This is a genomic window from Actinomadura sp. NPDC048955 (assembly GCF_040649435.1).
Classification (GTDB): domain Bacteria; phylum Actinomycetota; class Actinomycetes; order Streptosporangiales; family Streptosporangiaceae; genus Spirillospora; species Spirillospora luteofluorescens.
Genome location: NZ_JBEZJI010000022.1, coordinates 1 through 23,068, shown reverse-complemented (window position 1 = coordinate 23,068; position 23,068 = coordinate 1). Strand labels below are relative to the sequence as shown.

22 protein-coding genes are annotated in these 23,068 nt (G+C 70.5%); 18 read left to right on the top strand and 4 right to left on the bottom strand.

The genetic code is table 11. The features are described 5' to 3' along the window. Positions 1–58 precede the first annotated feature (58 nt). Positions 59–1,096, bottom strand: a complete 1,038-nt coding sequence (locus tag AB0C84_RS21575) for a helix-turn-helix transcriptional regulator (RefSeq protein WP_361068992.1) — start codon at positions 1,094–1,096, stop codon at positions 59–61. Between the two features lie 232 nt (positions 1,097–1,328). On the opposite strand from AB0C84_RS21575, the gene AB0C84_RS21570 reads away from it, so the two are divergent. Next, positions 1,329–2,543, top strand: a complete 1,215-nt coding sequence (locus tag AB0C84_RS21570; RefSeq protein ID WP_361068989.1) for a cytochrome P450 — start codon at positions 1,329–1,331, stop codon at positions 2,541–2,543. A 48-nt stretch (positions 2,544–2,591) separates the two neighbouring features. Further along, positions 2,592–3,617 (top strand): hypothetical protein, encoded by a 1,026-nt coding sequence (locus tag AB0C84_RS21565; RefSeq protein ID WP_361068986.1) that lies wholly within the window; start codon positions 2,592–2,594, stop codon positions 3,615–3,617. Between the two features lie 32 nt (positions 3,618–3,649). Here AB0C84_RS21565 and AB0C84_RS21560 read toward each other — a convergent pair whose 3' ends face one another. Continuing rightward, positions 3,650–5,515 carry an ABC transporter ATP-binding protein gene (locus AB0C84_RS21560; protein WP_361068983.1) on the bottom strand — a complete coding sequence of 622 codons (1,866 nt, stop codon included), beginning with the start codon at positions 5,513–5,515 and terminating at the stop codon, positions 3,650–3,652. 237 nt (positions 5,516–5,752) lie between these two features. On the opposite strand from AB0C84_RS21560, the gene AB0C84_RS21555 reads away from it, so the two are divergent. Further along, positions 5,753–5,950 carry a hypothetical protein gene (locus AB0C84_RS21555; protein WP_361068980.1) on the top strand — a complete coding sequence of 66 codons (198 nt, stop codon included), beginning with the start codon at positions 5,753–5,755 and terminating at the stop codon, positions 5,948–5,950. Between the two features lie 950 nt (positions 5,951–6,900). Here the strand turns inward: AB0C84_RS21555 and AB0C84_RS21550 are convergent. Together AB0C84_RS21550 and AB0C84_RS21545 are read right to left on the bottom strand one after the other, a co-directional pair. Continuing rightward, positions 6,901–7,731, bottom strand: a complete 831-nt coding sequence (locus AB0C84_RS21550) for a maleylpyruvate isomerase family mycothiol-dependent enzyme (RefSeq protein ID WP_361068977.1) — start codon at positions 7,729–7,731, stop codon at positions 6,901–6,903. A gap of 69 nt (positions 7,732–7,800) precedes the next feature. Further along, a complete protein-coding gene (locus tag AB0C84_RS21545) occupies positions 7,801–8,196 on the bottom strand; it encodes an ATP-binding protein (RefSeq protein WP_361068974.1) in 396 nt (131 codons plus the stop codon). 137 nt (positions 8,197–8,333) lie between these two features. On the opposite strand from AB0C84_RS21545, the gene AB0C84_RS21540 reads away from it, so the two are divergent. The 15 genes from AB0C84_RS21540 to AB0C84_RS21470 all read left to right on the top strand — a co-directional run bounded on the left by AB0C84_RS21540 (position 8,334) and on the right by AB0C84_RS21470 (position 22,952). Next, positions 8,334–9,143: a helix-turn-helix transcriptional regulator gene (locus AB0C84_RS21540; RefSeq protein WP_361068971.1), complete on the top strand. Its 810-nt coding sequence runs from the start codon at positions 8,334–8,336 to the stop codon at positions 9,141–9,143. Then, entirely contained in the window at positions 9,134–9,334 is a 201-nt protein-coding gene (locus tag AB0C84_RS21535; protein ID WP_361068968.1) for a DUF397 domain-containing protein, read from the top strand. Before AB0C84_RS21540 ends, AB0C84_RS21535 begins: the two co-directional genes overlap by 10 nt. Before the next feature lie 214 nt (positions 9,335–9,548). Then, complete coding sequence (locus AB0C84_RS21530; protein ID WP_361068965.1) at positions 9,549–9,863, top strand: DUF397 domain-containing protein; 315 nt, start codon at positions 9,549–9,551, stop codon at positions 9,861–9,863. A 170-nt stretch (positions 9,864–10,033) separates the two neighbouring features. Then, positions 10,034–10,684 carry a VanZ family protein gene (locus AB0C84_RS21525; RefSeq protein ID WP_361068961.1) on the top strand — a complete coding sequence of 217 codons (651 nt, stop codon included), beginning with the start codon at positions 10,034–10,036 and terminating at the stop codon, positions 10,682–10,684. Positions 10,685–10,873: 189 nt separating this feature from the next. Beyond that, entirely contained in the window at positions 10,874–11,560 is a 687-nt protein-coding gene (locus tag AB0C84_RS21520) for a M15 family metallopeptidase (protein ID WP_361068958.1), read from the top strand. Positions 11,561–11,634: 74 nt separating this feature from the next. Then, positions 11,635–12,168 (top strand): PadR family transcriptional regulator, encoded by a 534-nt coding sequence (locus AB0C84_RS21515; protein ID WP_361068955.1) that lies wholly within the window; start codon positions 11,635–11,637, stop codon positions 12,166–12,168. Next, entirely contained in the window at positions 12,165–12,902 is a 738-nt protein-coding gene (locus AB0C84_RS21510) for an ABC transporter ATP-binding protein (protein ID WP_361068952.1), read from the top strand. Before AB0C84_RS21515 ends, AB0C84_RS21510 begins: the two co-directional genes overlap by 4 nt. A 38-nt stretch (positions 12,903–12,940) precedes the next feature. Further along, positions 12,941–14,701 carry an FtsX-like permease family protein gene (locus AB0C84_RS21505; RefSeq protein ID WP_361068949.1) on the top strand — a complete coding sequence of 587 codons (1,761 nt, stop codon included), beginning with the start codon at positions 12,941–12,943 and terminating at the stop codon, positions 14,699–14,701. 103 nt (positions 14,702–14,804) lie between these two features. Next, positions 14,805–15,437 (top strand): methyltransferase domain-containing protein, encoded by a 633-nt coding sequence (locus tag AB0C84_RS21500; RefSeq protein WP_361068946.1) that lies wholly within the window; start codon positions 14,805–14,807, stop codon positions 15,435–15,437. A gap of 37 nt (positions 15,438–15,474) precedes the next feature. Next, positions 15,475–15,810, top strand: coding sequence for an MmcQ/YjbR family DNA-binding protein (locus AB0C84_RS21495; RefSeq protein ID WP_258940146.1), 336 nt, complete (start codon positions 15,475–15,477; stop codon positions 15,808–15,810). Between the two features lie 171 nt (positions 15,811–15,981). Then, positions 15,982–16,842 (top strand): SGNH/GDSL hydrolase family protein, encoded by an 861-nt coding sequence (locus AB0C84_RS21490; RefSeq protein WP_361068942.1) that lies wholly within the window; start codon positions 15,982–15,984, stop codon positions 16,840–16,842. A 79-nt stretch (positions 16,843–16,921) separates the two neighbouring features. Next, on the top strand, positions 16,922–17,650 hold the full coding sequence (locus AB0C84_RS21485) for a TetR/AcrR family transcriptional regulator (protein WP_361068939.1): 729 nt from the start codon (positions 16,922–16,924) through the stop codon (positions 17,648–17,650). An 81-nt stretch (positions 17,651–17,731) separates the two neighbouring features. After that, positions 17,732–19,699, top strand: a complete 1,968-nt coding sequence (locus tag AB0C84_RS21480) for a BTAD domain-containing putative transcriptional regulator (RefSeq protein ID WP_361068936.1) — start codon at positions 17,732–17,734, stop codon at positions 19,697–19,699. A 194-nt stretch (positions 19,700–19,893) separates the two neighbouring features. After that, entirely contained in the window at positions 19,894–21,066 is a 1,173-nt protein-coding gene (locus AB0C84_RS21475; RefSeq protein WP_361068933.1) for a serine hydrolase domain-containing protein, read from the top strand. Continuing rightward, positions 21,066–22,952 (top strand): cutinase family protein, encoded by a 1,887-nt coding sequence (locus AB0C84_RS21470; RefSeq protein ID WP_258940151.1) that lies wholly within the window; start codon positions 21,066–21,068, stop codon positions 22,950–22,952. The genes AB0C84_RS21475 and AB0C84_RS21470 overlap by 1 nt, the downstream gene beginning before the upstream one ends. Positions 22,953–23,068: the final 116 nt, after the last annotated feature.

The window sequence follows — 23,068 nt, the reverse complement described above, 5'->3', positions numbered from 1 at the left end:
CCGCACGCCGTCGGCGGAGCCGGGGCCGATCGCGTCTGTTCGGCCTCCGTGACCGCCTTCAGGCGCGGCGATCCGGACCTATGAGGCGGGGCTGCGGCGGGCGCGGCGCCTCCCGCGGCCGGCGGTCGTCGCCCTCCACGTCCCTGATGCCACCGGGCTCGCCCTGAGCGGGGATTTCGGCGAGTCTGCGGCGGCGGAAGTCTCGTGGGGTCTCGCCGTAGCGGCTTTTGAAGGCCGAGGAGAACCAGGTGGGAGTGAGGCCGGCGCGGGAGGCGATGTCGCTGATGCTGAGGTCGCTGTGCGCCGGGTCCTGGAGGACGTCCCGGGCGTCTCGCAGCGTTTCCTCGATGCGCAGGTCGCGGTAGGTGGTGCCGGTCTGGTGGAGGGCGTTGCGCAGGTGGCGTGGCGACCAGCCGAGCGCGTGGGCCGCGGCGGCGAGCGGGAGCTTGCCGGTCCCGAGATGGTTCCGCACGTATTCGCGGACGAGTCGGGCGACGTCGGTGAGGTGGGCTTCCGGCGGCCGCGCGTCCTTGAGAACGATCATGCAGAACAGTTCGGTCATCCGATCGCACACCGCGTGGAACTCGTGGTCGGACAGGTTGTCCCGTTCGACGTGGGTGCTTTCGATCAGGGCGCTGAGGATGCGGCCGAGACCGGTGTTCAGGTCGAGGACGAGACGCAGTGGTGCGGGCGAGTCCACGTGGTTGTCGAGTTCGGAGCGCGGGACCTGGAACGCGTAGGCCTCCGACTCAGGGACGGAGAGCCAGCATGACTCGTCCATCCCCATCGCGGAGGCGTACCCCGGCGGGGTGCGTGTTTCGTCCTCGCCGTGCCTGACGGTGTAGACGCCCTGTCGCGGCATCACGATCCAGTAGTGCTCGTCGCCGGGGACCCTGCGGACGTGCGACGGTGTCCGGGCGGCGATCCGGTCGCCGCGCTGATCCCAGCGCATCAGCCGGTAGCCGCTGCTTTCCTGGACGGTGAGTTCCGCGCGCCAGCGTCCCGGGTTCCGGAAGCGGTGGTCCATCGGCAGGATGCTGTTGCTGAGATCGCGCCAGGCGTCGGTGTGGTCGGTGGTCCAGGAGTGGTACTGCATGGGCTACCTCCGCTGTGAGCCCGCACTCGCCCGGTAACCCAACGTCCCCACGCGGTCGCTGTCAAGCCCTCCGGCGGGCCCGCCGGTCGTCTGTTTTCGTGTCGTCCGATTTCTGGTTCGGGGCAGGATCCGCCCGCGGGCATGGCCGGTGGGTCGGCGCGCGGCGATACTCGGGCCCGTCCGCCGCCAGAAGAGCCGCCCGGCGGGGGTGCGACGAAGGGAATCCGTGACGATGAGCCTGCCCGCGTTTCCGGCCCTCGACGAGAGCCCGCTCGACACCTGCCTCCGGCTCCGGGAGATCGCGCCCGTGGTCGAGGTGGAGTTCCCCGGCGGCGTACCGGCGTACCTCGCGCTGACCCACAGGGCCGCCCGCGAGATCCTCGCCGGGGACAACAGGACCTTCGCCCGCGACCCGGGGCACTGGCCGGCGCTGCACGACGGGTCGATCCCCGAGGACTGGCCGCTGCGCGCCATCGTCCAGGGCGACCACCTGTCCACGAAGGACGGGGACGATCACCGGCGGCTGCGGGGCCTGGTCGGCAGGGCGTTCACACCGGGGCGGGTGCAGGGGATGGAGCCGCGGATCCAGGAGCTCATCGACGGGTTGCTGGACGACGTGGTGGCGGCCGGCGACGGCGTCGACCTGGTGCCCGCCTTCACCGAGGCGCTGCCGATGGCGGTGATCTGCGAACTGTTCGGCGTCCCGGAACCGGAGCGGGCCCGGCTGCGGAAGTGGACGGCCGCTCTGCTGGCGCACACCACCCCGCCGGACGAGGCGTTCGAGACCCAGCGGGCGCTCATGACGTACCTGTACCAGCTGGCGGAACGTAAAAAGGTGGACCCCGGCGACGACCTCACCTCCGGCTTGGTGCAGGCCCGTGACCGGGACGACCGGCTCACCACCGACGAACTGGTCGCCGTGCTGTGGCTGATGCTGGTCGCCGGGCACGAGACCACCGTCCACCTGCTGGGGCACGCCATCGCCGCGCTGTCGGCGCACCCCGGCCAGTTGGCGCTGGCGAAGGACGAGGACCGCTGGGGCGACGTGGTCGAGGAGACCCTGCGGTACCGCCATTCGGTGATGATGACCAGCTTCCGGTTCACGCTCACGGACGTGACGATCGCTGGCGTGGCCATCCCCAAGGGCAACGCGGTCGGCGTGGTGTACCAGGCGAGCGGCCTCGACCCGGAGCGGTACGGGGAGAGCGCGGACCGGTTCGACATCACCCGCGAGCAGAGCGACGGTATCGGCTTCGGCCATGGCCCCCGGTACTGCATCGGCGCCCCGCTGGCCCGCCTGGAGAGCAGGCTCGCGCTCGCCTCGCTGTACCGGCGGCTTCCGGACCTCGCCCTCGCGATCGATCCGGACGACATCCCCTACTCGCCGTCCTTCTTCACCAGAGGCCCGCTGTCGCTCCCCATCACCCTCGGCGCCGACCGCCGCTGACCGTTTCCGCCCGTCCTCGCGGCGTCTCGTAGAGCTGGAGTCACATCCGTGCAATCGACCGTGCACCTGTGCGGCAGCGTGCCGCTCGCCGATTCCGAGTCCGTCTTCCGCGCGGTCGCGACCACGCTCAACGGCCGCGTGCGGCGGATCCCGGACGGCGAGCCGGGCGAGCGGGACAACTGGGTCGTGTGGCAGTTGGCGAAACTCTCGGCGCACCCGGACCTGGAGACGGTGCCGCCGGCCGGCCCGGAGTACGGGCCCACGCTGCGGGTCCGGCCGAGGCCCGGCGTCGACCCGGCGTCGGTGGTCTTCGGGCCGCTGGGGTACTCGGCGGCCGCGCTCGACTCGTGGCGGGTGTTCGGCCGCCTGCGCGCGGACGGCGTCATCCCGCCGGACGTGCGGTTCCAGGTCAGCCTGCCGACACCGATCGCCGTGGTCGCCGCGTTCATCGGCGCGCACCAGGCGGAGCTGGAGGCCGCGTACGAGGCCCGGCTGCTGGCCGAGCTGGACGAGATCCTGGCCGTGATCCCGCCCGGGGACCTGGCCGTCCAGTGGGACACCGCGGTCGAGTTCGCCGTCTTCGAGGAGGTCTATCCGGCCTGGTTCGGCACCGACTATCCGTCCCGCCTGACCGAGACGGTGACGCGGCTGGTCCGGCTCGGAGCCGCCGTACCGGACGAGGCCGAACTCGGATACCACCTTTGCTACGGCGACTTCGAGCACCGGCATTTCGTTGAGCCCGCCGACACGTCCAAACTGGCGGACGTCACCGCGGGCCTCGTCGACGGCCTCGGGCGGCGCCTGGACTGGGTGCACATGCCCGTGCCGCGCGACCGCGCCGACGAGGCGTACTTCGCCCCGCTGGCGGACTTGTCGCTACCGGCGGAGACCACCCTGTTCCTTGGGCTCGTGCATGTCACGGACGGACTCGACGGCGCCCGCGCGAGGATCGCCGCGGCGCGCGGGATCCTGAAGAGTTTCGGCATCGCGACCGAATGCGGCATGGGCCGACGTCCGCCCCAGCAGATCCCCGCCCTTCTCGACCTGCATGCGGCGGTGGCCGACCTGCTCTGACGGCTCGGAGCAGGGATCAGGAGGGGGCGGCGTCAGCCGGTCACCGTCTGGGAGTCCCGGTCGTGCGGGGCGGTGTTCACGGCGTCCGGAGTGGCCTCGTCGGTGAGGAAGCCACCGGACTGGTGGTGCCAGAGTCGGGCATACGGGCCCTGCGACTGGAGGAGTTCCGCGTGGGAGCCCTCTTCAAGGACGCGGCCGCGATCGAGGACGACCAGGCGGTCCATCCGGACGACCGTGCTCAGACGGTGCGCGACGACCAGCGCGGTGCGGTCGCGCATCAGGTGCCACAAAGCCTCTTGGACGAGGAGTTCGCTTTCGGAATCCAGGGCACTGGTCGCCTCGTCCAGGAGAAGGATCGGAGTGTCTCGCAGGATGGCGCGGGCGAGGGCGACACGCTGCCGCTGACCGCCGGAGAGCTTCACGCCGCGCTCGCCGACCAGCGTGTCGAAGCCGTCCGGAAGGCTCTCGACGAACTCGGTGACGTGCGCCGCCTGCGCGGCTCGGAGGATCTCGGTCTCGGTGGCACCCGGCCGGGCGAAGGCGATGTTGTCGCGCACCGACCGGTGGAACATCGCGGGCTCCTGCGGGACGTACGCGATCAGGTTGCGCAGGTCGCTCTGCCGAAGCCGCGCGATGTCCTGGCCGCCGACGAGGATCCGGCCGCCGTCGACGTCCATGAGACGCAGGAGCAGCCGGGACAGCGTGGTCTTGCCGCCACCGGACCGGCCCACCAGGCCGATCTTGGCGCCGCCGGGGATATCCAGGTCCAGCCCCTCGAACAGCGGCGGGCCGTCGCCGTGCGCGAAGAGCACGCGCTCGAAGCGGACCGAGGCGTCGACCGGACGCAGCGGCTGCGGGTCGGGCGGGTCCACGACGGTCGGCGGCGTCATGAGCAGCTCGGTGAACTGCGCGCTCTCGGTGAGCGTGCTCTCCATCCGCCGGTAGATCTGGTTGAACTCGAACATGATCCGGGTCGCGTTGGTGTAGTAGGAGAACGTCACCACGATCGCCTCCACGCCGAGCCCGCCGCGCAGCGCCACCGCGACCAGCAGCCCCAGGGCGCTGGTCAGGATGGACATCGGAGCGACGATCGTGTCGACCCGCAGGTTGGCGTAATCCCAGGACCGCAGCGCCAGGCGGTGCTGCTCGACGACCCGGCCGCGGAACTCGGCGGCCTCCCGCTCCTCGGCGGCGAACGCGCGGACCGTCTCCATGTTGGTCAGCACGTCGGCGACGTGGCCCGACACCCGCACCTTCGCCGCCTCACGCTCGTCCACCAGCACCTGCCTGCGGCGGATGAACGGGATGACGAGGAAGCCGGTGACGACGATAAGCCCCACGAGGACGACGACCAGGAGCGGGTGGTACCGCCACAGGATCACCGAGGCGAAGGACAGCGGAATCACGTTCGCCACGACCGAGAAGGTCAGGGTGTCGGCGAAATTTTCGAAGCCGCCGCAGAAGCTCAGTATCCGTTTGGTCAGCGCACCGGCGAAGTTGTCGTGGAAAAAAGCGGTGTCCTTGGCGAGCAGCTCGTCCATGCCGCTGATCGCGAGCCATTCGATGCCTCGGCCGTTCGCCCGGTTGAGGAAGTGCATCCCCACTCGCCACAGCGCCTCGCCCGCCAGCATCAGACCGGCGAATCCGAGAACGTACGGCAGGAGGGCGGCAAGGTCGTTTTCTCCGCCCTCGGCCAGGTGCCCTACCAGGGCGGCCACCATCAGCGGGGTCAGGTAGAACAGGCAGATATTACCGACCGCGGGCAAAGTCATCGCCGGAAGCGAGATACGCCACTGGCGGCGCAGCACACCGCAGTAATAGCGCAGGGCCAGCAGAACCGCCTGCTGCCGGACCGACTGGCCGCCCCCGGAGCCACCTCGCACTAAAAGCACAGCCACCCGCCCTCCACGCCGCCGCGCTTCCATGCTGCCTCAGACCGTCCAGGCAAGGCGAATGCATTTCCCGAGCGCTCAGGGCGATCTCCGATCATCTCGGAAACAGCCGCTCCGGCGGGGGAACCGCCTCGCGAGCAGGGCTGCTTGCGCCCATCCGCCCTGCGCGGACGGTCGCCTCCGTAGCGCGCCCGGCATATCGGAACGGGCGCCACGAAAACCAGACGGAAGGATGGAAGACACATGGCGAAACGAATCGACGTGCCGAATGACTCGCACGTGCACCTCGACGATGTCATGCACGACGCGCTCGAAGAGGCCAGGTCGTCCGGGGAACCGGTGACCGTGGCCTACGAAGGCGCAGAGATCATCGTCAGGCGCGACACCGAGGACGGCCCGTCGGCGATCACTCGTCGTCTGCTCGACGCAGCCGGCCTCTGACACGCCCCCACCAGCGATGGTCCAGCCTGCGGGCTGGACCATCGCCTTGCAGGGAACCGCACCCTGGCTCCGTCCAGGCCCGTCCTAAGACAGGCCCCGCCTCGCAGGATCTGCGCTGACGGTCACCTTCCCGTGCGAGAGGTGCCGCTCCGGGCCGTCCGCCAGGGGCCGACCTGACGTTGTGACCGTCCCGTTGAGCGCGACGGCTCCGGCCCGGCGTTCGCCCCGCTGAACGCGGTGACGGCCCGCGGGGTCCGCCAGCGGTTGCCGATCTCGCTCCGCGTGAGCAGGCAGGTCGGGTTGGGCCCGTGCTGGACGACCGGCTCACCGGGGACGCCGTGAAGGGAGACCTCGAACAACCTGCCGCCGCCGGGCAGTCTGCAGTCGCCGCCGTCGAACGGCCCTGATCCAGACTTCGACGTCCTCACCCGACCCCATGAACACCGGAGCTGAGGCCGCATCCAGGCTTCGCAACGACATTAGTGACCAACTTCACTGGATTTGGTCAATTGATCTTGATGTCGTATGGTCGTGCGCAGACCCGGGCATTCAGGCCCGGGTTGCCTCACAGCGGGCTAAGACCAGAGACAGCAAAGGTTGTGTCAGAAATGTTCGACTTCATCATCGCCTTCATCACGTCCTGGGAGCCGTGCGGGACCTGCACCGGCTCCGGCTGGACCAGCCAGGGACAGTGCCCGACCTGCCACGGACGGGGCCGCTCCTGATCGGCCGTCCCGCCCCCTCGGCGGGAAAGGCCGCCTCCCCCAACAGCAGCCCTTCTCAACGCGGACGGGCCGCCCTCAAATTCAGCAACGGGAACGCCCGTTGACACGAACAACGACGTCGACCTCAAGTTCTTCTGAGGTGGATTGCTGATATATGCGCAACCCAGGGTCCGGCGTGCACCGCCGGGCCCTGTTCTGTCTTTCCGACCCCCGTCGTAAGCTGGGCTAGGCGACTACCGCGAGCAGGGCAGTGATGGCCGTCGTGAGGTCGGAGTCGCCGGTCATCGTCGATCGCTGACGGGCCTCGTCCTCGGTGATGCCTCTGGTCGCCAGCCGCCAGAAGGTGTCCTGGTCCATCGAGACGTGAGCAGTAGCCTCCCCCAGAGGTTCGGTCATCTGCCAGCGTCCGTCCTGCCGGACCACTCCCCACCGCCCGCCCGCCGCGCCGAGTACCTCCAGGTGCGCCGTGGTGTTCTCGGGGCGGTCATGCATCCGCAAGGCGTGCGGCAGGCCGCGCGCGAAGATGTCCAGCACCGGAGCCATGAGATCGGGTTCGGTGGCGCCCGGCATGGAGACGGCGTCGCGCACCTGCTGCTGATGGACCCAGAACTCGGTGTATTCGCGACCGATGTCCAGCCAGGCGGGGCTGTCGATGTCGGTCGCGGCCCAGGAGACGTTGAGGTCGGCGGCGGACTGGAGGTCTCGTGCCGCCCACAAGGCGTCGAGCCGCGGGCCCAGGTGGTCCAGCAGTTCGATCATCAGTTGCGGGCTGAGCTGGCGGGACGCCCGGACGAACTCCTCGTTCGTGCGCGCCAGGTAGGCGGGGAGCGTCTCGTCGTCGGCGAAGATCGCGCCGCCGTACCCGTCGCGGCTGCCCGACAGGCGCCGCATGTAGTCATTGAGCACATGACCGACGACGGCGTGCACGTCCCAGCCGGGGCACACCGTGGGCATGGCCCACTCGGCGGGGCTCAGGGCACGGAGCAGGTCGAGCATGGCCTGCCGTTCGCGCGGGAACAGTGGACGAACGTCGACGGTCGGGCCGAAGATCATCATCACGTGACCCTACCGACCTGCCGTCCTGCCGTCCGCCGGTTTTCCGGCCGGCCGAGGCGGTGGCCTTCATCACGCATCGAGGACCGCGAAGACGACCTTGCCGACGTCGCCGGCAAGGGCGCGGATACCCCAGCAGCGGGCGTACTGGTCGACGATGAACAGGCCGCGGCCCGTCTCACTGCCCGCGTCGGTCTTCAGCATGTGCGGCAGGTCGTAGGTGGCGTCCTGGACCTCCATCCAGAGCGCGCCGTCCTCGGTGCGATCCAGCCGCAAGGTCACGTCGCCGTCCTTCTCGGACGCGTAGCGCAGAGCATTGGTGACCAGCTCGCTCGCCACCAGGCACGGAACGAAGTCGTCCATGTCCCACTGGCCGGTGACCAGCCGCACGAACCGCCGCACCTCCGCCACGACCCTGAGGTCCTGCTTCACCACCATCTCGCTCGCGCTGCACGCCGCCTCGCCCATGATCCTTCTCCTCACTATGTGTGTTCCTATGCACACAGTGAGCTACTTTCAGGCTATGGTGTGCCTACCGCTGCAAAGCGGCAACCAGTGGTAGTCGAGATGCTCCACTCGACATATGCCTTCGAAAGGCAGGAGCCATGCCCCCACGCCGCCAGCGCCCCCGAGAAGCCCCCGCCCTCGTCGCCTTCGGGCGTCAAATGCGAAGGCTGCGGGAGGCCAAAGACGTCAAGCAGGAGACCATCGCTCATCTGACCAAAGTGAGCGGTCCCCAGGTCAGCCGCATCGAGAACGGCAAGAAGCGCGCCACACGGTCGTTCGTGGTCGCTGTGGATGAGCATTTAGAGGCAGGCGGCTCTCTCATCAGCTTGTGGGAAGACCTGAACAAGGACGGACACCCAGTACCGATCTGGTTCGACTGGCCGCAGGTCGAAGCCGACGCCGCCATGCTGATCTGCTGGCAGCACTCGGTGATTCCAGGCCTTGCCCAGACGCCGGCCTACGCCCTAGCGCTGCTTCGCGGCAATCAGGAAGCCGCAGACGCTCGTATCGGTCGCCAGGCCATCCTCACCGAGGGTAAGGACTCCTCTCCACCAACCGTTGTGCTTCTGCTCAACGAACACGTGCTTCACAACCCCGTGGGGACCCCAGAGACGATGCGGGAACAGCTCGAACACCTTCTGGAGATGAGCTTGTTGCCCAACGTCACGATTCAAGTAGTGTTGTCAAGTGGTGAGCATGAAGGCGTCCTCGGCGCCTTCGTGGTCGCGACAATGGAGGATCGAAGCGAGGTCGCGTACATCGAGACAGCGATTCGAGGCATCACCACGGACAACCCGTCAGATCTGTCCAGTTTGGCGCGAACCTTGGTCGAGCTCCGTTCCCAGGCGCTCACGCACGCGATGTCGCGTGAACTGATCCGAAAGGTCATCAAAGAGAGATGGACCTGACCTACACCAAGTGGCGCAAGAGCACACACAGCGGCCCCAACGGCGGCGAGTGCATCGAGCTGGCAGATGTGGCGGGAGCAACGGTCGGGGCGGTGGCGGTGCGCGACAGCAAGGACCCGGACGGGCCCGTCCTCCTGCTGACCCGCAAGGCGCTGCGCACCGCCGTTAACTCCGCCCCCACCACCCGCTGACCGCCCACGCCCGTCCGGCAGGCACGGGAGGCGCATTCGTCGTGGCTACCCATGGAAGACCGGAACGAGGTCGCCTATATGGAGACGACGGTTCGAGGCGTCACGACCGGCAACCCCTCCGACCTGGCCAAACTCTCCGAATCACTCAGAAGTTACGTGCGAGAGCGCTCCCCGAAGACATGTCACGGGACAAGCTGAAAGAGGCGCTGGAGAAATGGACCTGACGAACCTCACCTGGCGCAAGGCGAGCCGCAGCGGCGAGAACGGCGGCAACTGCGTCGAACTCGCGGGACTTGCATGGCGCAAAAGTAGCCTCAGCGGCGAGAACGGCGGGGACTGCGTCGAACTGGCGAATCTTGCGTGGCGCAAAGCCAGACAAAGCCTGAGCAACGGCGGTGAGTGCGTCGAGCTGGCTGGCGCGGTCGGGGTGGTGGCGGTGCGGGACAGTAAGGACCCGGATGGGCCCGTCCTGCTGTTGACTCGGGCGGCTCTGCGTACCGCCGTCCAGTCCGTCGCCGACATGCGCTGATCGACCCATGACCGTCTGCTCGACTCCCGCGACGCGCTCAGATCGCGGCACGCGCGAAACCTGCGATCGGATGGGAGGGCGGGACGGTGGCCTCGTTCTGGAGGCGTGTATCGCGGGCGTATGGAAAAACGCATACGCCGCCGCAACAGGCTTCCGGCTCCACTGGCCGCATGGAACCTGACGCCTCGATGTCGGTGGCGGGCCGCCGTGCAGGCGGGATCGTGCTCGTCGTCCTGGCGATCCTCGGCATCGTGAGCGCCGTGTTCGTTGTGCGGCGGCCGCTCTTGATGGCCGTGCCGTCGTGCACGGCCGGGCGGTGGCACGGGTGCTTCGACACGATCAACGGGACGGTGCTCGTCACGGTGGCCGCGCTGCCGTTGGCAGGACTGGCGGCGTGGGCTCTGGCAAGTCTTCGGAGTGTCTCCGGTGTCACTCCGTCGTGGCGGATGTCGCTGGCCGAGGTCGGCATCGTCTACGGGACGGTGCCGTGGGTCTGGATGATCCTGCTGCCGGGTGACGAGTCCGGCGCGGGCCTGAGCCTGGTGCCTCTGCGGGATCTGCTCACGATGGACACGGTCCAGATCGTCGGCAACCTGCTGGTGTTCGCGGCGCTGGGGTTCCTCGTCCCGGTACGGTTCGCGGCGCTGGCGTCGGTACCGCGGATCCTGGCGGTCGCGGCGACCTGCTCGGTCGTGGTCGAGTCCGCGCAGTACGTCCTGCAGCTGGACCGGGTGTCCTCCGTGGACGACGTCCTGCTCAACGCCGCCGGCGCCGGACTGGCCGCGCTTGCGTCGCGCCGCTGGTGGCGCACCGCGGCCTGAGCGTCTTCAGTCGGCGCCGACCAGAACATCTACGCGCGGACGCCGTCGGCCCATATGTTCAGGGGCTGAGGCGCGCTGTCGTGGATGCGCTCGGCACAGGCATACGCCAGTTCTACGAGTCGGCACATATCGTCGACATATCGAAAATTCTATACGCCCCGGCAACGCCGCATTGCCTTGACTAGTGGCATGTCACCAATACTGCCATCGCCACGAAAAGCACGCCGCAAAGTTTACTGGGTTATCGGTATCGGCCTGCTGGTCGCCATGGCGGCGATCGGCTCGGCCCTCGGCTACCGGTCGCAGGACTCTTCACCTCCCTTGTACCCGTCCTGGTCCTCCTCCGCCGCGTCACCTCCGGATGTTCCTGGCCGTGAGCAGCGCGCCGGGCCAGGCAAGAACGCTCCTCGGCGTGGTCCGGTCGGCAAGGGTGACGGCGTCGTCCCCGATGGTGTGACGGTCTTCAACGACACGTTCCCGGCCGTGGCCCGCCTCGATCAGCGTCTCCTCGCGGCCCTTCGCCAAGCCGCGGCGGACGCCGCAGACGACGGAATCAAGTTCTACGTGAACAGCGGCTGGCGTTCCCCGGCCTACCAGAACCAACTTCTTCGGGAGGCGGTCTCCAAGTACGGCTCCGAGGAGGAAGCCGCTCGCTGGGTGGCCACCGCGTCGACCTCACTTCATGTGAAAGGGAAAGCCGTCGACATTGGTCATCCGGATGCCGCGAAATGGCTCTCGGAACATGGGGCCGTTTACGGCCTGTGCCAGGTCTACAGGAACGAATCCTGGCACTACGAACTGCGCGCCAACGCGAGCGATCGTGGTTGCCCGCCCCTGTACGCCGACCCCACCCAGGACCCCAGAACCCGGCGGTGACCGTCCCCGCGAGGTCCCGTTTGACGCTCGCCACAGCTAACCGCTATCTATTAGCTAGCCGTTAGGGGTGGTGCATGCAGGACGCGGTGCTGGCGATGCTCGCGAAGGAGCCCTCGCACGGGTACCGGCTGCGCGAGCGGCTGCGGCGGGCGCTCGGGCCGCTCGGCGAGTCGATGAACGCGGGCCAGATCTACGTGACCCTGGCCCGGCTGGAGAAGGCGGGCCTGGTCGCCTGCGAACGGGCGGACGGGCTGCCGGACCGGCCGGACCGCAAGGTGTACGCGCTGACGCCGGCCGGGCAGCAGCGGGTGGCCGCCTGGCTGGGCGAGGTGACCTGGCCCAAACCGAACCTCGCGGAGTTCCATCTCAAACTCGCCGCCGCCGCGGCGGCGCGGCTCGCCGACCCGGTGGAGCTGGTGGACGTCCAGCGCCGGGAGCTGCTGCGGCGCCTGGGGGACGTGCAGCGCGCGGCGCTGGCCGAGCCGGACGGGTCGACCGCCGGCCTGCTGCTGGAGGGCGTCGCGTTGCGGCTGCAGGCGGACCTGCGCTGGCTGGAGGCCTGCGAGCGCGTCTGGTCGAGGATCGAGAACGAAACCGAGGGCGCATGAACGAGTGCGGCGCCGTGCTGCGGGTCCGCGGCCTGTGCAAGGAGCACGGCGAGGGGCAGGGCCTGGTGCGGGCGGTCGATGAGGTCGACCTCGACGTCCCGGCGGGGCAGTCGCTGGCGGTGATGGGGCCCAGTGGCTGTGGAAAGTCCACACTGCTTCACCTGCTGGGCGGCCTGGAGCGGCCCACGCGCGGGGAGGCGTGGGTGGCCGGGCAACGGATCGACAGGTTGAGCGAACGGGCGCTGGCAAGGCTGCGCCGCCGGTCGGTGGGGTTCGTCTTCCAGGCCTTCCACCTGGTGGAGGAGCTGTCCGCGGCGGAGAACGTGGAACTGCCCGCGCTCCTGGCCGGACGCTCACCGCGCGCGGCCAGGCGCCGCGCGTCCGCCCTGCTGGAGCAGATGGGGCTCGGCGGGCGCGCCCGGCATCTGCCCTGGCAGCTGTCGGGGGGACAGCGCCAGCGGGTGGCGATCGCCCGCGCGATGGCGAACGAGCCGCTGGTCCTGCTGGCGGACGAGCCGACAGGGAACCTGGACACCGCGGCGACACTCGATGTGCTGAGGCTCTTCGAGGACCTGCGGTCGGCCGGGCAGACCCTGGTGATCGTCACGCATGACGAGCGGGTCGCGGCCACCGCGGACCGGCTGGTCTCGATGCGGGACGGGACGTTCGTCGACGACACCCGGCTGGCGGGCGGCACCGGGCGGCTCGACGACCTGATCGGGCTGGGGGACTGAACACCGTGGGGCGCGTCCTTCTCGTCTTCCGCCTGGTCATGGCAGACATACGGCGGCATCCCGCCCAGGCCGCGATCCTCCTCGTCTCGATCGCCGCCGCCACCGCGATGCTGAGCCTGGGCGGATCGCTGCACCGCGCGACCGAAACGCTCTACGAGCGGACGCGGGCCGCCACGGCCGGAGCGGACGTGGTCGCGTATTCACCGGGCACCGGCCGGAGCACCATCGGCGCCCTGAGGTCGTTGGAGAACGCGCCCGGGGTGGTCGCGCACAGCGGGCCGTACCGCCAGTACCACACAAAGCTCACGGCGCACGGTTCCACGGGAGCCGCGGTGGTGCAGGTCGCCGACCTGACGCCGGGTCCGGTCGACCGTCCGCTGCTGACCTCGGGCGGTTGGGCCCGTCCCGGAGGCGCCGTGGTCGAGCGTGGCTTCGCCACCGCCCTGGGCGTCCGCGTCGGCGACGGCGTCACCGTCGCCGGCCGCCGGCTCCCCGTCGTCGGGATCGCCGTGACCGCGTCCCGCGCGGTCTACCCGTGGGCGCCGGGGATCGGGCCGGGCGGCGGGCCGGACGACGGCGGTGGTCTGGTCTGGCTGGCCGAACGGGACACGCGGGCACTGGAGTCGCCCGACGTCCCGGTGACCTCCTTCGTCAACCTGAAACTGCGAGATCCCGAAAAGGCCGGGACGTTCGACAGGCACAACCCCGCCATCACCCCGATCGTCGCCGACACCTGGGTGAACATCAGGCCGTGGCAGCGCATAGCCGGCCAGGACTCGGTCATGCTCAAGGGCAGTCAGCCGATCCTGGTCGTCGGCAGCTGGCTGCTCGGCTTCCTGGCCATCGGCGGCGTGGCGACGCTGGCCGCGGGACGCGCCGCCAAGCAGACCCGCCGCGTGGGACTGCTCAAGGCCGCCGGCGCCACACCCGGCCTCATCGCCGCCGTCCTGTTCGCCGAGTACCTGATCCTGGCGCTCGTCGCCGACGTTCTGGGGCTCGTCACCGCACGGCTGATCGAGCCCGCGGTCGTCAACCCCAGCGCCAGCCTGCTGACCGCCGCCGCCGGGCCGAGCGGCGACACCATCGCCCTCACGACCGTCGTCGCCCTTGCCGTGGCGACCCTCACCACCCTCGGCCCGACCGTCCGGGCGCTGCGCACCGAAACCGTCGCCGCACTCGCCGACACCGCCCGCCGCCCCCCGCACCGGGCCCTGACGACGAGAGTGTCCGCGCTGCTGCCGACCCCGCTCCTCCTCGGGCTGCGTCTGATCGCCCGCCGGCCCGGCCGCGCCTTCCTGCACGCCTGCAACACCGCGGTCACCCTGGCCACGGTCACGGGCCTGGTGGTGATCTACGCCCAGCCGGTGAAGGGCTATCCGGGGTCCGCCATGGCGAACCGCCTGCGGGACGCCCAGGAGCACCATGTGATCGTCGGCGTCACCGCCGCGCTGATCGTCCTCGCCGCGATCAACACCGTCACCATCACGTGGACCACGGCGCAGGAAGCCCGTCACACCATGGCCGTCGCACGTACCCTCGGCGCCACGCCCGGCCAGATCACCGCCGGGCTGTCCACCGCCCAACTGCTGCCGACCCTGCCCGGCGCCCTCGCCGGCATCCCGATGGGCCTCGTCCTGTGCCTGCCGTTCAGCGAGGCGAACACGGTCTGGCCCCCCACGTGGTCGCTCCTCACCGCCGCTCTCGCCGCCCTCCCCGTGACGGCCGCCCTCACCGCCGTCCCCGCCCGCCTCGCAGCCCACCACTCCGTAGCCCGAACCCTCACCATCAAAGCAACCTGACCACCGGAGGGGCCGTTCATGAGCTTGGGCCACAATGCCGTGTGTGACGCGGTTGCTTGATGATGCCTCTCTGGCGAGATCGTCGGTCGTGGCGAACTGCACGATGAATCGTGAGCGGACGCTCAGCGGCTCCAACGGCTATGGCAGGGAGCTCGGTCTCGACGTCCTGGCCGAGATGAGCGCTCGCGCCGGGGGGTCGTCGCCCGTGCGGTGGCTGGACCTGTGCTGCGGGAGCGGGCGGGCCCCGGCCGAGGCGGCCGCGCTGCTGGCCGAGCGCGGCCTCGGTGGACGGGCTGAGATCATCGGGCTCGACCTCGTGGACCATTTCGCGCCGGGTCCCGTCCCCGCCATGGTGCGGCTGGTCAGCGGCTCTGTGGCCGAATGGGTCCCCGACGGCCGCTTCGACCTGATCACGTGCGTGCACGGGCTGCACTACCTGGGCGACAAGCTCGGCACCCTGAGCCGCATCGCGTCCTGGCTCACCGGCGACGGGCTGTTCGTCGCCAACTTCGACGCCCGCTCGGTCCGCCATGCGGACGGCTCCCCCAGCGGTCGTCGCCTCACCACCCAGTTGCGTGCGCAGGGCTTCGACTACGACTCCGCCCGCCGCCGCGTCTCCCGCCGTGGGCACGGGCAGGTGCGGTTCCCGTACCGCTATCTGGGGGCCGACGATCAGGCCGGACCGAACTACACCGGGCAGCCCGCCGTCGACTCTTTCTACGAGCCGATCCCGTGAGCCGTGGAACGTCCGACCTGGCTGGTAGGTGTTCGGTATGCGTTCTGAGGAGTTCCTGCCCATGGTGCTCGGTTTGCCGGAGGTCACTGAGCGCGAGGCGTTCTCGAACCTGACCGGCTTCCGGGTTCGCGACAAGGGATTCTGCTACCTGAACGAGGACGAGGGCTTCGTCCTGCTCAAGGCCACCCGGGAGGAGCAGGCCGCCCTCGTCGCCGAAGACCCCGGCACCTTCGCCCCGTCGTGGGCCAGCGGGCGCTTCGCGTGGGTCCAGATCAAGCTGGCCGGCGTCGACCCCGAGGAACTGAACGAGCTGGTCACCGAAGCCTGGCGGCTCTCTGCCCCGAAACGCCTCGCGGCCTCGCTCCGCGCCTGAGCGTGGTGGGCGGCACCCGGCGAGACCCGGAACCATCGGGCCGCGCCGTCCGGGATCCGGCCGTACCGGGCCGTCCGGGGGTTCAAATAGACAGCAATGTTTGTTAGCGTGGCCCCTCGTGACGCGCGTGCCGGGTGAGGTGCGCTTGTGCCAAGGGTCGCTGGAGCGGGGATGAGGCTGGTCAGATCGATCGCCGTCGTGGTCGCCGCCGTGGCCGGGATGAGCCTGGCGGGGCCGGTCGCCTCGGCGAGCGGTCCGGAGTACTACATCGCACTCGGCGACTCGCTGTCCGTGGGCGTCCAGGCCGGGCAGGGCAGGACCGATCAGGGCTACACCGACCGGCTCCACACCGCGCTGAAGGCACGCAATCCTCAGCTCGAACTGGTGAAACTCGGGTGTCCCGGGGAGACCACCACGACGATGCTCAAGGGCGGCATCTGTCGTTATGCGGCCGGTTCCCAAATTGAGGCCGCCGAGGCCTTCCTCAAGGCGCACGCCGGCCGCGTCCGGTACGTCACCCTGGACATCGGGGCCAACGACACCAACGGCTGTCTGCCCGGCGGGGGCGTCGACGCGGCCTGTGCGCTGCGGGGCGTCGGCTCTCTGGTCGCCAACCTGCCGCAGATCACCGCGCGGCTGCGCCTCGCGGGAGGCGGGGCGCCCGTGTACGCCGCCATGAACTACTACAACCCCGGCCTGGCGTCCTGGGTGTCGGGCGGCAAGGCCGCCGCCCTCGCCTCGATACCGGTCGTCGACACCTTCAACGCCTACGAGCACGGCGTCTACCTCGCCGCCGGGTTCAGGGTCGCGGACGTCAACGGCGCCTTCGCCGGGCACGACCTCACCGAGGTGCAGGCCCCTCCGTACGGCGCCGTCCCCCGGGCCGTGGCCCGGATCTGCGCGTGGACGTACCAGTGCAGTGACGACGATGGCCACGCGACCGCGGCGGGGTACCAGGAGATCGCCAATGCCTTCCTCAGGGTCGTCCCGACCATGCCCACCGAGCGGACCGGCGGTTCCGGCACCGCCTGACCCCGCGAGGAGCTCCGCGCCAGAAAGACATGGCTGTTCAGGTGCCGTTCGACCGTGCCGGACGCGCTATAACATTGTCATGTCCAAGGCGTCGGCGGGGTCCCGCGAGAAGCTGATCGAGGCCGGGATGCGGCTGCTGGAGGAACGGGGGCCGGAGGCGCTCAACGCGCGGGCGCTCGCCGCCGGGATCGGGGCGTCCACCATGGCCGTCTACACGCACTTCGGCGGCATGACCGGGATGTACGAGGCGCTCGGGCGGGAGGCGTTCGCGCGGTTCGAGCGGCACCTGCGGCAGGTGCCCGACACCGACGACCCGGTCGCCGACCTGCTGGTCCTGGGGCTGGCCTACCGGGAGTTCGCCATGGCCAGCCCGCAGCGCTACCGGCTGATGTTCGGGATCGCCTCGCCGGGGGCGCTGCCGTCGTTCGGGCACGACCTCACCGCCGAGGGCACGCCGGCGACCGCCGCCGAGATGAACGACGCCTTCGCGCTGCTGCCGCGGGTGGTGCGGCGCGCGATGAACGCCGGGCGGATCCGCCGCGACGATCCCGTCCTGGTCGCCGGGCAGATCTGGTGCATGATCCACGGCTACGTGCTGCTGGAGTCCACGGGGGTGTTCGGGCAGGAGGGGCGCGGCGTGCCGCACATCCTCGGCCCGCATGTGATCAACCTGCTGGTCGGGCTCGGGGACGAGCGCGCGGCCGCCGAGCGCTCCGCCGGTCAGGCGCTGCTGAACGTCGAGGCGGCCGGCGCGCCCGCGAAGGAGCCTGCGCCCCGCCGGGGCCGCCGGCCACGCCCCGCGCGGTGACGTGACGATCGCCACGCGAATGGTCTGAACCAATCGCCGCACCGCGCCATCACATAGTAATAATCTACCCATCACAAAGTTATGCCATGGTCCGCACTGCTCCCCCTGCGCGCGCGGATCGTCCTTGATCAGCAGTTCGAAGAGATCGGTCTGATGATGGCGATGGCGATGACCTCGGCCACGATGCCGGACCCGGCCCCCCGCCTGCTCGACTTCACCGTGCTCGGCCCGGTCCGGGCGTGGCGCGGCGGGACCCGGCTCGACCTCGGCCCCCTGCGGCAGCAGGCGCTCCTGGCCGCGCTGCTGCTGCGCCCGGACATGACCGTGAGCCAGCGGGAGCTGCTCGACGGCGTCTGGGGCGTCGAGCCGCCCGGCTCGGGAAGCAAGATCGTGCCGGTGTACGTCCATCGGCTGCGCCGCTGCCTGGGCACGCTCGGCGAGGGCGCGCAGGAGCCGGTGATCGCCCGGGAGCGGGGCGGCTACCGCTTCGTCAGCCGGGGGACGGCGGTCGACGTGATGCGGCTCGACGAGGCCGCGGACGAGGCGGCCGCCGCCAGGAGGTCCGGCGACCTGGAGGCCGCGGCGAGCGCCTGCCTCGACGCCCTCGGGCTGTTCCAGGGCGAACCGCTGGCCGGGCTTCCCGGGCCGTTCGCGGAGGCGGAACGCCTGCGGCTGGAGGAGCGCAGGCTCACCCTTCTGCAGGAGAAGGTGGAATGCCAGTTCCAGCTCGGCAGGTTCGAGGACGCCGTCGGTGAGCTGCACGCCCTGATACCCAAGCATCCGCACAGCGAGTCGCTGACCTCGTTGCTGATGCGCGCCCTGTACGGGAGCGGCCGCCAGGCCGACGCGCTGGCCGCGTACTCGCACCTGCGCCGGCGGCTGGTGGAGGACCTCGGTGTGGAGCCGGGCGAGCGGCTGCGGCGCGTGCACCAGGCGGTACTGCGCGGCGACGACGCGGCGCTGGACCTCGTTTCGCGGGACGAGGCGGGACGCGGGGCGAGCGCGCGGGTTCCGTCCGCGCGGCGCGTCCCCGACGAACTGCCCGCGGAGGTAGGCGAACTGGTCGGGCGTGGGGACGAACTGGCGCTGCTCACCGGCCCCGGGCCCGCGGTGGCGGCGGTGGACGGGGTGGCGGGCGCCGGCAAGACCGCGCTCGCGGTGCGCGCCGCGCGGGCGCTGCGCGGCGACCACCCGGACGGCTGCCTGTTCGTCGAGCTGCACGGGCACAGCGAACGGCGGGGCGCGGTGCCGCCGGAACGCGCGCTGCGCCGGCTGCTGCGGGCCGTCGGCGCCGGGGACGGTTCGGGCGACCTGGACGAGCTCGCGGCGTCCTGGCGGAGCGCGACCGCCGGGCTGCGCCTGCTGCTGGTCCTCGACGACGCGTCCGGCGCCGACCAGGTGCGCCCGCTGCTCCCCGCGGGGGCGGGCAGCCGGGTGCTGATCACCAGCCGCAGGCGGCTGGTCGGCCTGGACGTGGACCGCCGGGTCTCGCTGGGGCCGCTCACCCGGCAGGCGTCGGAGGCGCTGCTGACCCGGATCGTGGGCGCCGAGCGCGCGGCGGCGGAGCCGGTCGCCGTGCGGGAGCTGGCGACCATGTGCGACCGGTTGCCCCTGGCGCTGTGCATCGCGGGCGCCCGCATCCAGAGCCGTCCGGCCTGGGCGATCGGGCATCTGGTGCGCCGGATGACCGATGCCCGGCGCCGCCTGGGCGAGCTCACGGCGGAGGACCGGAGCGTGGAAGGGGCGTTCCGGCTCTCCTACGACCGGCTTCCGTCCGCCGAGCGGCGGGCGTTCCGCGCGCTGGGGACGGCACCCGACGGGCGATCCGGTCATCGGGCGCTGGCGGCCGCCCTCGGCTGGGCCGCGCAGGGCGCCGAGCGGGCGCTGGAGAACCTGGTGGACGCGAACCTCGTGCAGCAGCCGGCCGTCCACCAGTACCGGTTGAACGGACTGCTCGCGCTGTTCGCGCGAGAACTCGCCGCAGAGGAGGCGCAGGCCCCGGGCAGGGCGAACCTGGTCGCCGTCGCAAGCGCGCCCGTACGTTTTTAGCCGCCGTTCACTTTACATTTATCCGAGAGTGTGCGCCGAACAGCCTCCAGAACCGTGCGGCGCGTTTTCGGCATGTCCATGAAATGTCATGCGCCAGGCCGGGCGAACCGGCTCCCGATATTCGCGTGTCATCGTAATTTCAACGGGTCTCACTAGCGTCGCAGACAAGATCGTCGAATTGTCTGGGAGACCGAATGCGAAGTCGGAAGTTCCTCGTCCGCGCCGGCGCGACGGTGGTGGCGGCGGCCGCCACCGTGACGGCGGTGACGTTGGGCGTTCAGGACCAGAAGGCCACGGTCGCCTCGGCGGGCGCCAGGACCGAGGCGGACAACGGTGTGCGGGCGGGCGCCGTCCTCCAGGACCGGGTGGCCAAGCTCCGGGCGGAGCAGAAACTGCCCGGCGTGATCGGAATGGCCCGCAGCGGAAACAACACCCAGTACGCCGCCTCCGGTTACGGCGACATGTTCATGCGCGTGCCGGCCGACCCCAAGGCGAAGTTCCGCATCGCCAGCAACTCCAAGGCGTTCGTGGCCACGGTCCTGCTCCAGCTGGAGGCCGAGGGCAAGCTGTCCCTGAACGACACGGTGGACCGGTGGCTGCCCGGCCTGGTCGCGGCGAACGGCAACGACGGCCGCAAGATCACGATCCGGCAGCTGCTCAACCACACCAGCGGGCTCCCCGACTACATCAACGACCTGCGGATCTCGGGGTCCTACGTCGCCGACATCAACCCCTACAGGAAGTGGGACCCGCGCGACCTGGTGAAGACGGCCACGTCCAACAAGGCGCTGTCGGCGCCCGGCGCCGAGTACCACTACGCCAACACCAACTACATCCTCGGCGGGTTGATCATCCAGGCCGCGACCGGGCACCACCCGGCCGTCGAGGTGACCAACCGGATCATCAAGCCGCTCGGCCTCACCGACACCGCCTACCCCGAGTCCGACCCCAAGCTGTACGGGAAGTGGCTGCACGGCTACTTCACCATCCGGGACATCTCGTTCTCCAACGTCCAGGTGCTGGGCGCGGCGGGCGCCATCGTGTCCACCCAGGGGAACCTCGCCGACTTCACCCGCGCGCTCGCGTCCGGCCGCCTGCTTCCTCCCGCGCAGCAGCGTGAGCTGGAGCAGGCCGCGTCCCCCGAGCGCCCCTACGGCCTCGGCGTGGTCATGGCGAAGACCCCGTGCGGCAACGCGTGGATGCACAACGGCGCCGTGCTCGGCTACTTCAGCCAGTGGTACACGAGCCCGGACGGCAAGGACCAGGTCGTCGTGGCCACCAACCGCTACAACATGATCCCCACCAAGGTCGACGCCGCGGTCATGACGGCGGCCCAGGACGCCTACTGCGCGCTGAAGGGGAAGTGATGAGCTCCGGACTGCACGCCAGAGAGCCGATGTGGCGGCGCTACCGCAGGCCGGCGATCGCGGTCGCCGTGGCCGGAGCGGTCGCGGCCGCCGCCGCGGTGCCGCTGCTGAACACGGGCGGGCCGGTCAACGCGGCGCGGACGTCCGAGGCCATGTCCTGCACCCCGATCAAGCTGATCGTCGTGCCCGGGACCTGGGAGACCACGTCGGCCGCCGACCCCAACACGCCGGTCGGCATGCTCCGCGGGGTCACCGAACCGCTGGAACGGCGTTTCGGTGACCGGATCTCCTCGTACTGGGTCGGCTACAACGCGACCGCGTTCGACCAGGGCAAGACCTACAACGACTCCAAGCAGACCGGGATCGACGCCGCCCGCAAGGCGATGACGGAGATCTCCCGGGACTGCCCCGGCACCCGCTTCGTCGGGATCGGCTACAGCCAGGGCGCGGACGTCGCCGGCGACATCGCCGCCCAGATCGGGGCCGGGAAGGGACCGATCCCGGCGGCCTCCTACCTCGCGGGCGGAGCCGCGGCCGACCCCGGCCGGGGGACGAAGGGCGAGGTGAACCTGGGTGACCCGCTCCCCGGCACCCGGGGTCTCGCCGGGCCGCGGCCGGGGGGCTTCGGCGCCGTGTCCGGACGGGTCGCGAACGTGTGCCTCAAGGGCGACCTCTACTGCGCCCTGCCGGAGGAGAACGAGCTCACCGCCACCCTCGGCACCGTGCTGAGCCGTGTCGGCATCGCCAACATGCAGGGCTCGGCGGAGCGCGAACTGTCCACCGACCTCGGCACCGTCAACGGCAAGCCGGCCGACCTCACCGCCGTCCCGAACGGTGTGAAGACGCTGACCGGCCAGGCGCGCGGCAAGGACACCGCCGGGGCGGCCCGCACCGCGGGCGACCTGGCGAGGCTCGTCGGCCCGCTGCAGGCGCTCACCCGGGCGGTCGCCAACCCCGTCCTGGTGAACACGCTGCTGAACTCCCCGCCCGGCTCGCAGAACCAGATCGCGGGCCAGGTGCTCCAGGCGCTGTCCAACACCGACCTGGTGGGGCTCGCCACCGACCTCGACGCGGTGCAGGCCGCGGCGAAGGCGGGGGACACGGCCGCGCTGGCGCGGGCGGCCCTCGCCGCCGCCGCCAAGGCCGCGCCGCTGACCGGACTGCCCGCCGACCAGGTGGCCAAGGTCACCAAGGTCGTCCAGGGGCTGCAGCCGGTCGCTTTGCTGGCCCAGGCGAGCAACGTCATCGGCGGGATCAGCCGGATCGACTACCGCGGCATCCAGCGCGCCGCGCGGGCCGTCCCCGTGTACGCCCAGCGGGGCGACACGCGGGGGCTCTACCGTTCCCTGGTCGCGATCGAGGACCGGCTGATGCCGCTGGCCGAGACGGCCAACCGGGTCGACCTCACCCCGCTCGCCGCGCTGCTGGCGATGTGGCCGCCCGGCTCCCCCGAGCGCGCCGTCGGTGAGGCCCTGGCGATCCTCGACCGCGTCGACTGGGTCCGGCTGACCCGCGACCTGCGCGCCATCCAGGGCAAGCTGGACGATTTCGACCCGAAGCACCCTCCGAACATCGACCCGGCCAATCCGGTCAAGTCGCTCAACGCCTTCTACGGCGTCGACCTGCTCTCCCTGGTCCCCCAGATCACCGACCTGACCGAGCACGGTCTGGACGTCGCCGGCGTGCCGCTGCCCAAGGGCACGCTCAACCGGCTGCTGAAGACCCGGCTCAACCCGAGCAACCTGGTCAAGGAGGGCGTGGACGCGGCGGTGTTCTACGGCACGCAGCGGCACGTGATGTACGGCTCCGCCCCCGTGGACGGCAGCGGACGCCCCGCGCTGGAGGTCCTGGAGAACTGGCTCGCCCAGCGCATCGAGACCGCCTGATCCTCATCGTTCACACAGCAGAACCGCCCGCCGGGGGGGGCGGGGGTGCCCCGCCCCCCCGCGCGGGCGCGGGCAGAAACAAACGCCCACCCCCCCGGAGGAGCCCCCGGCGTGGG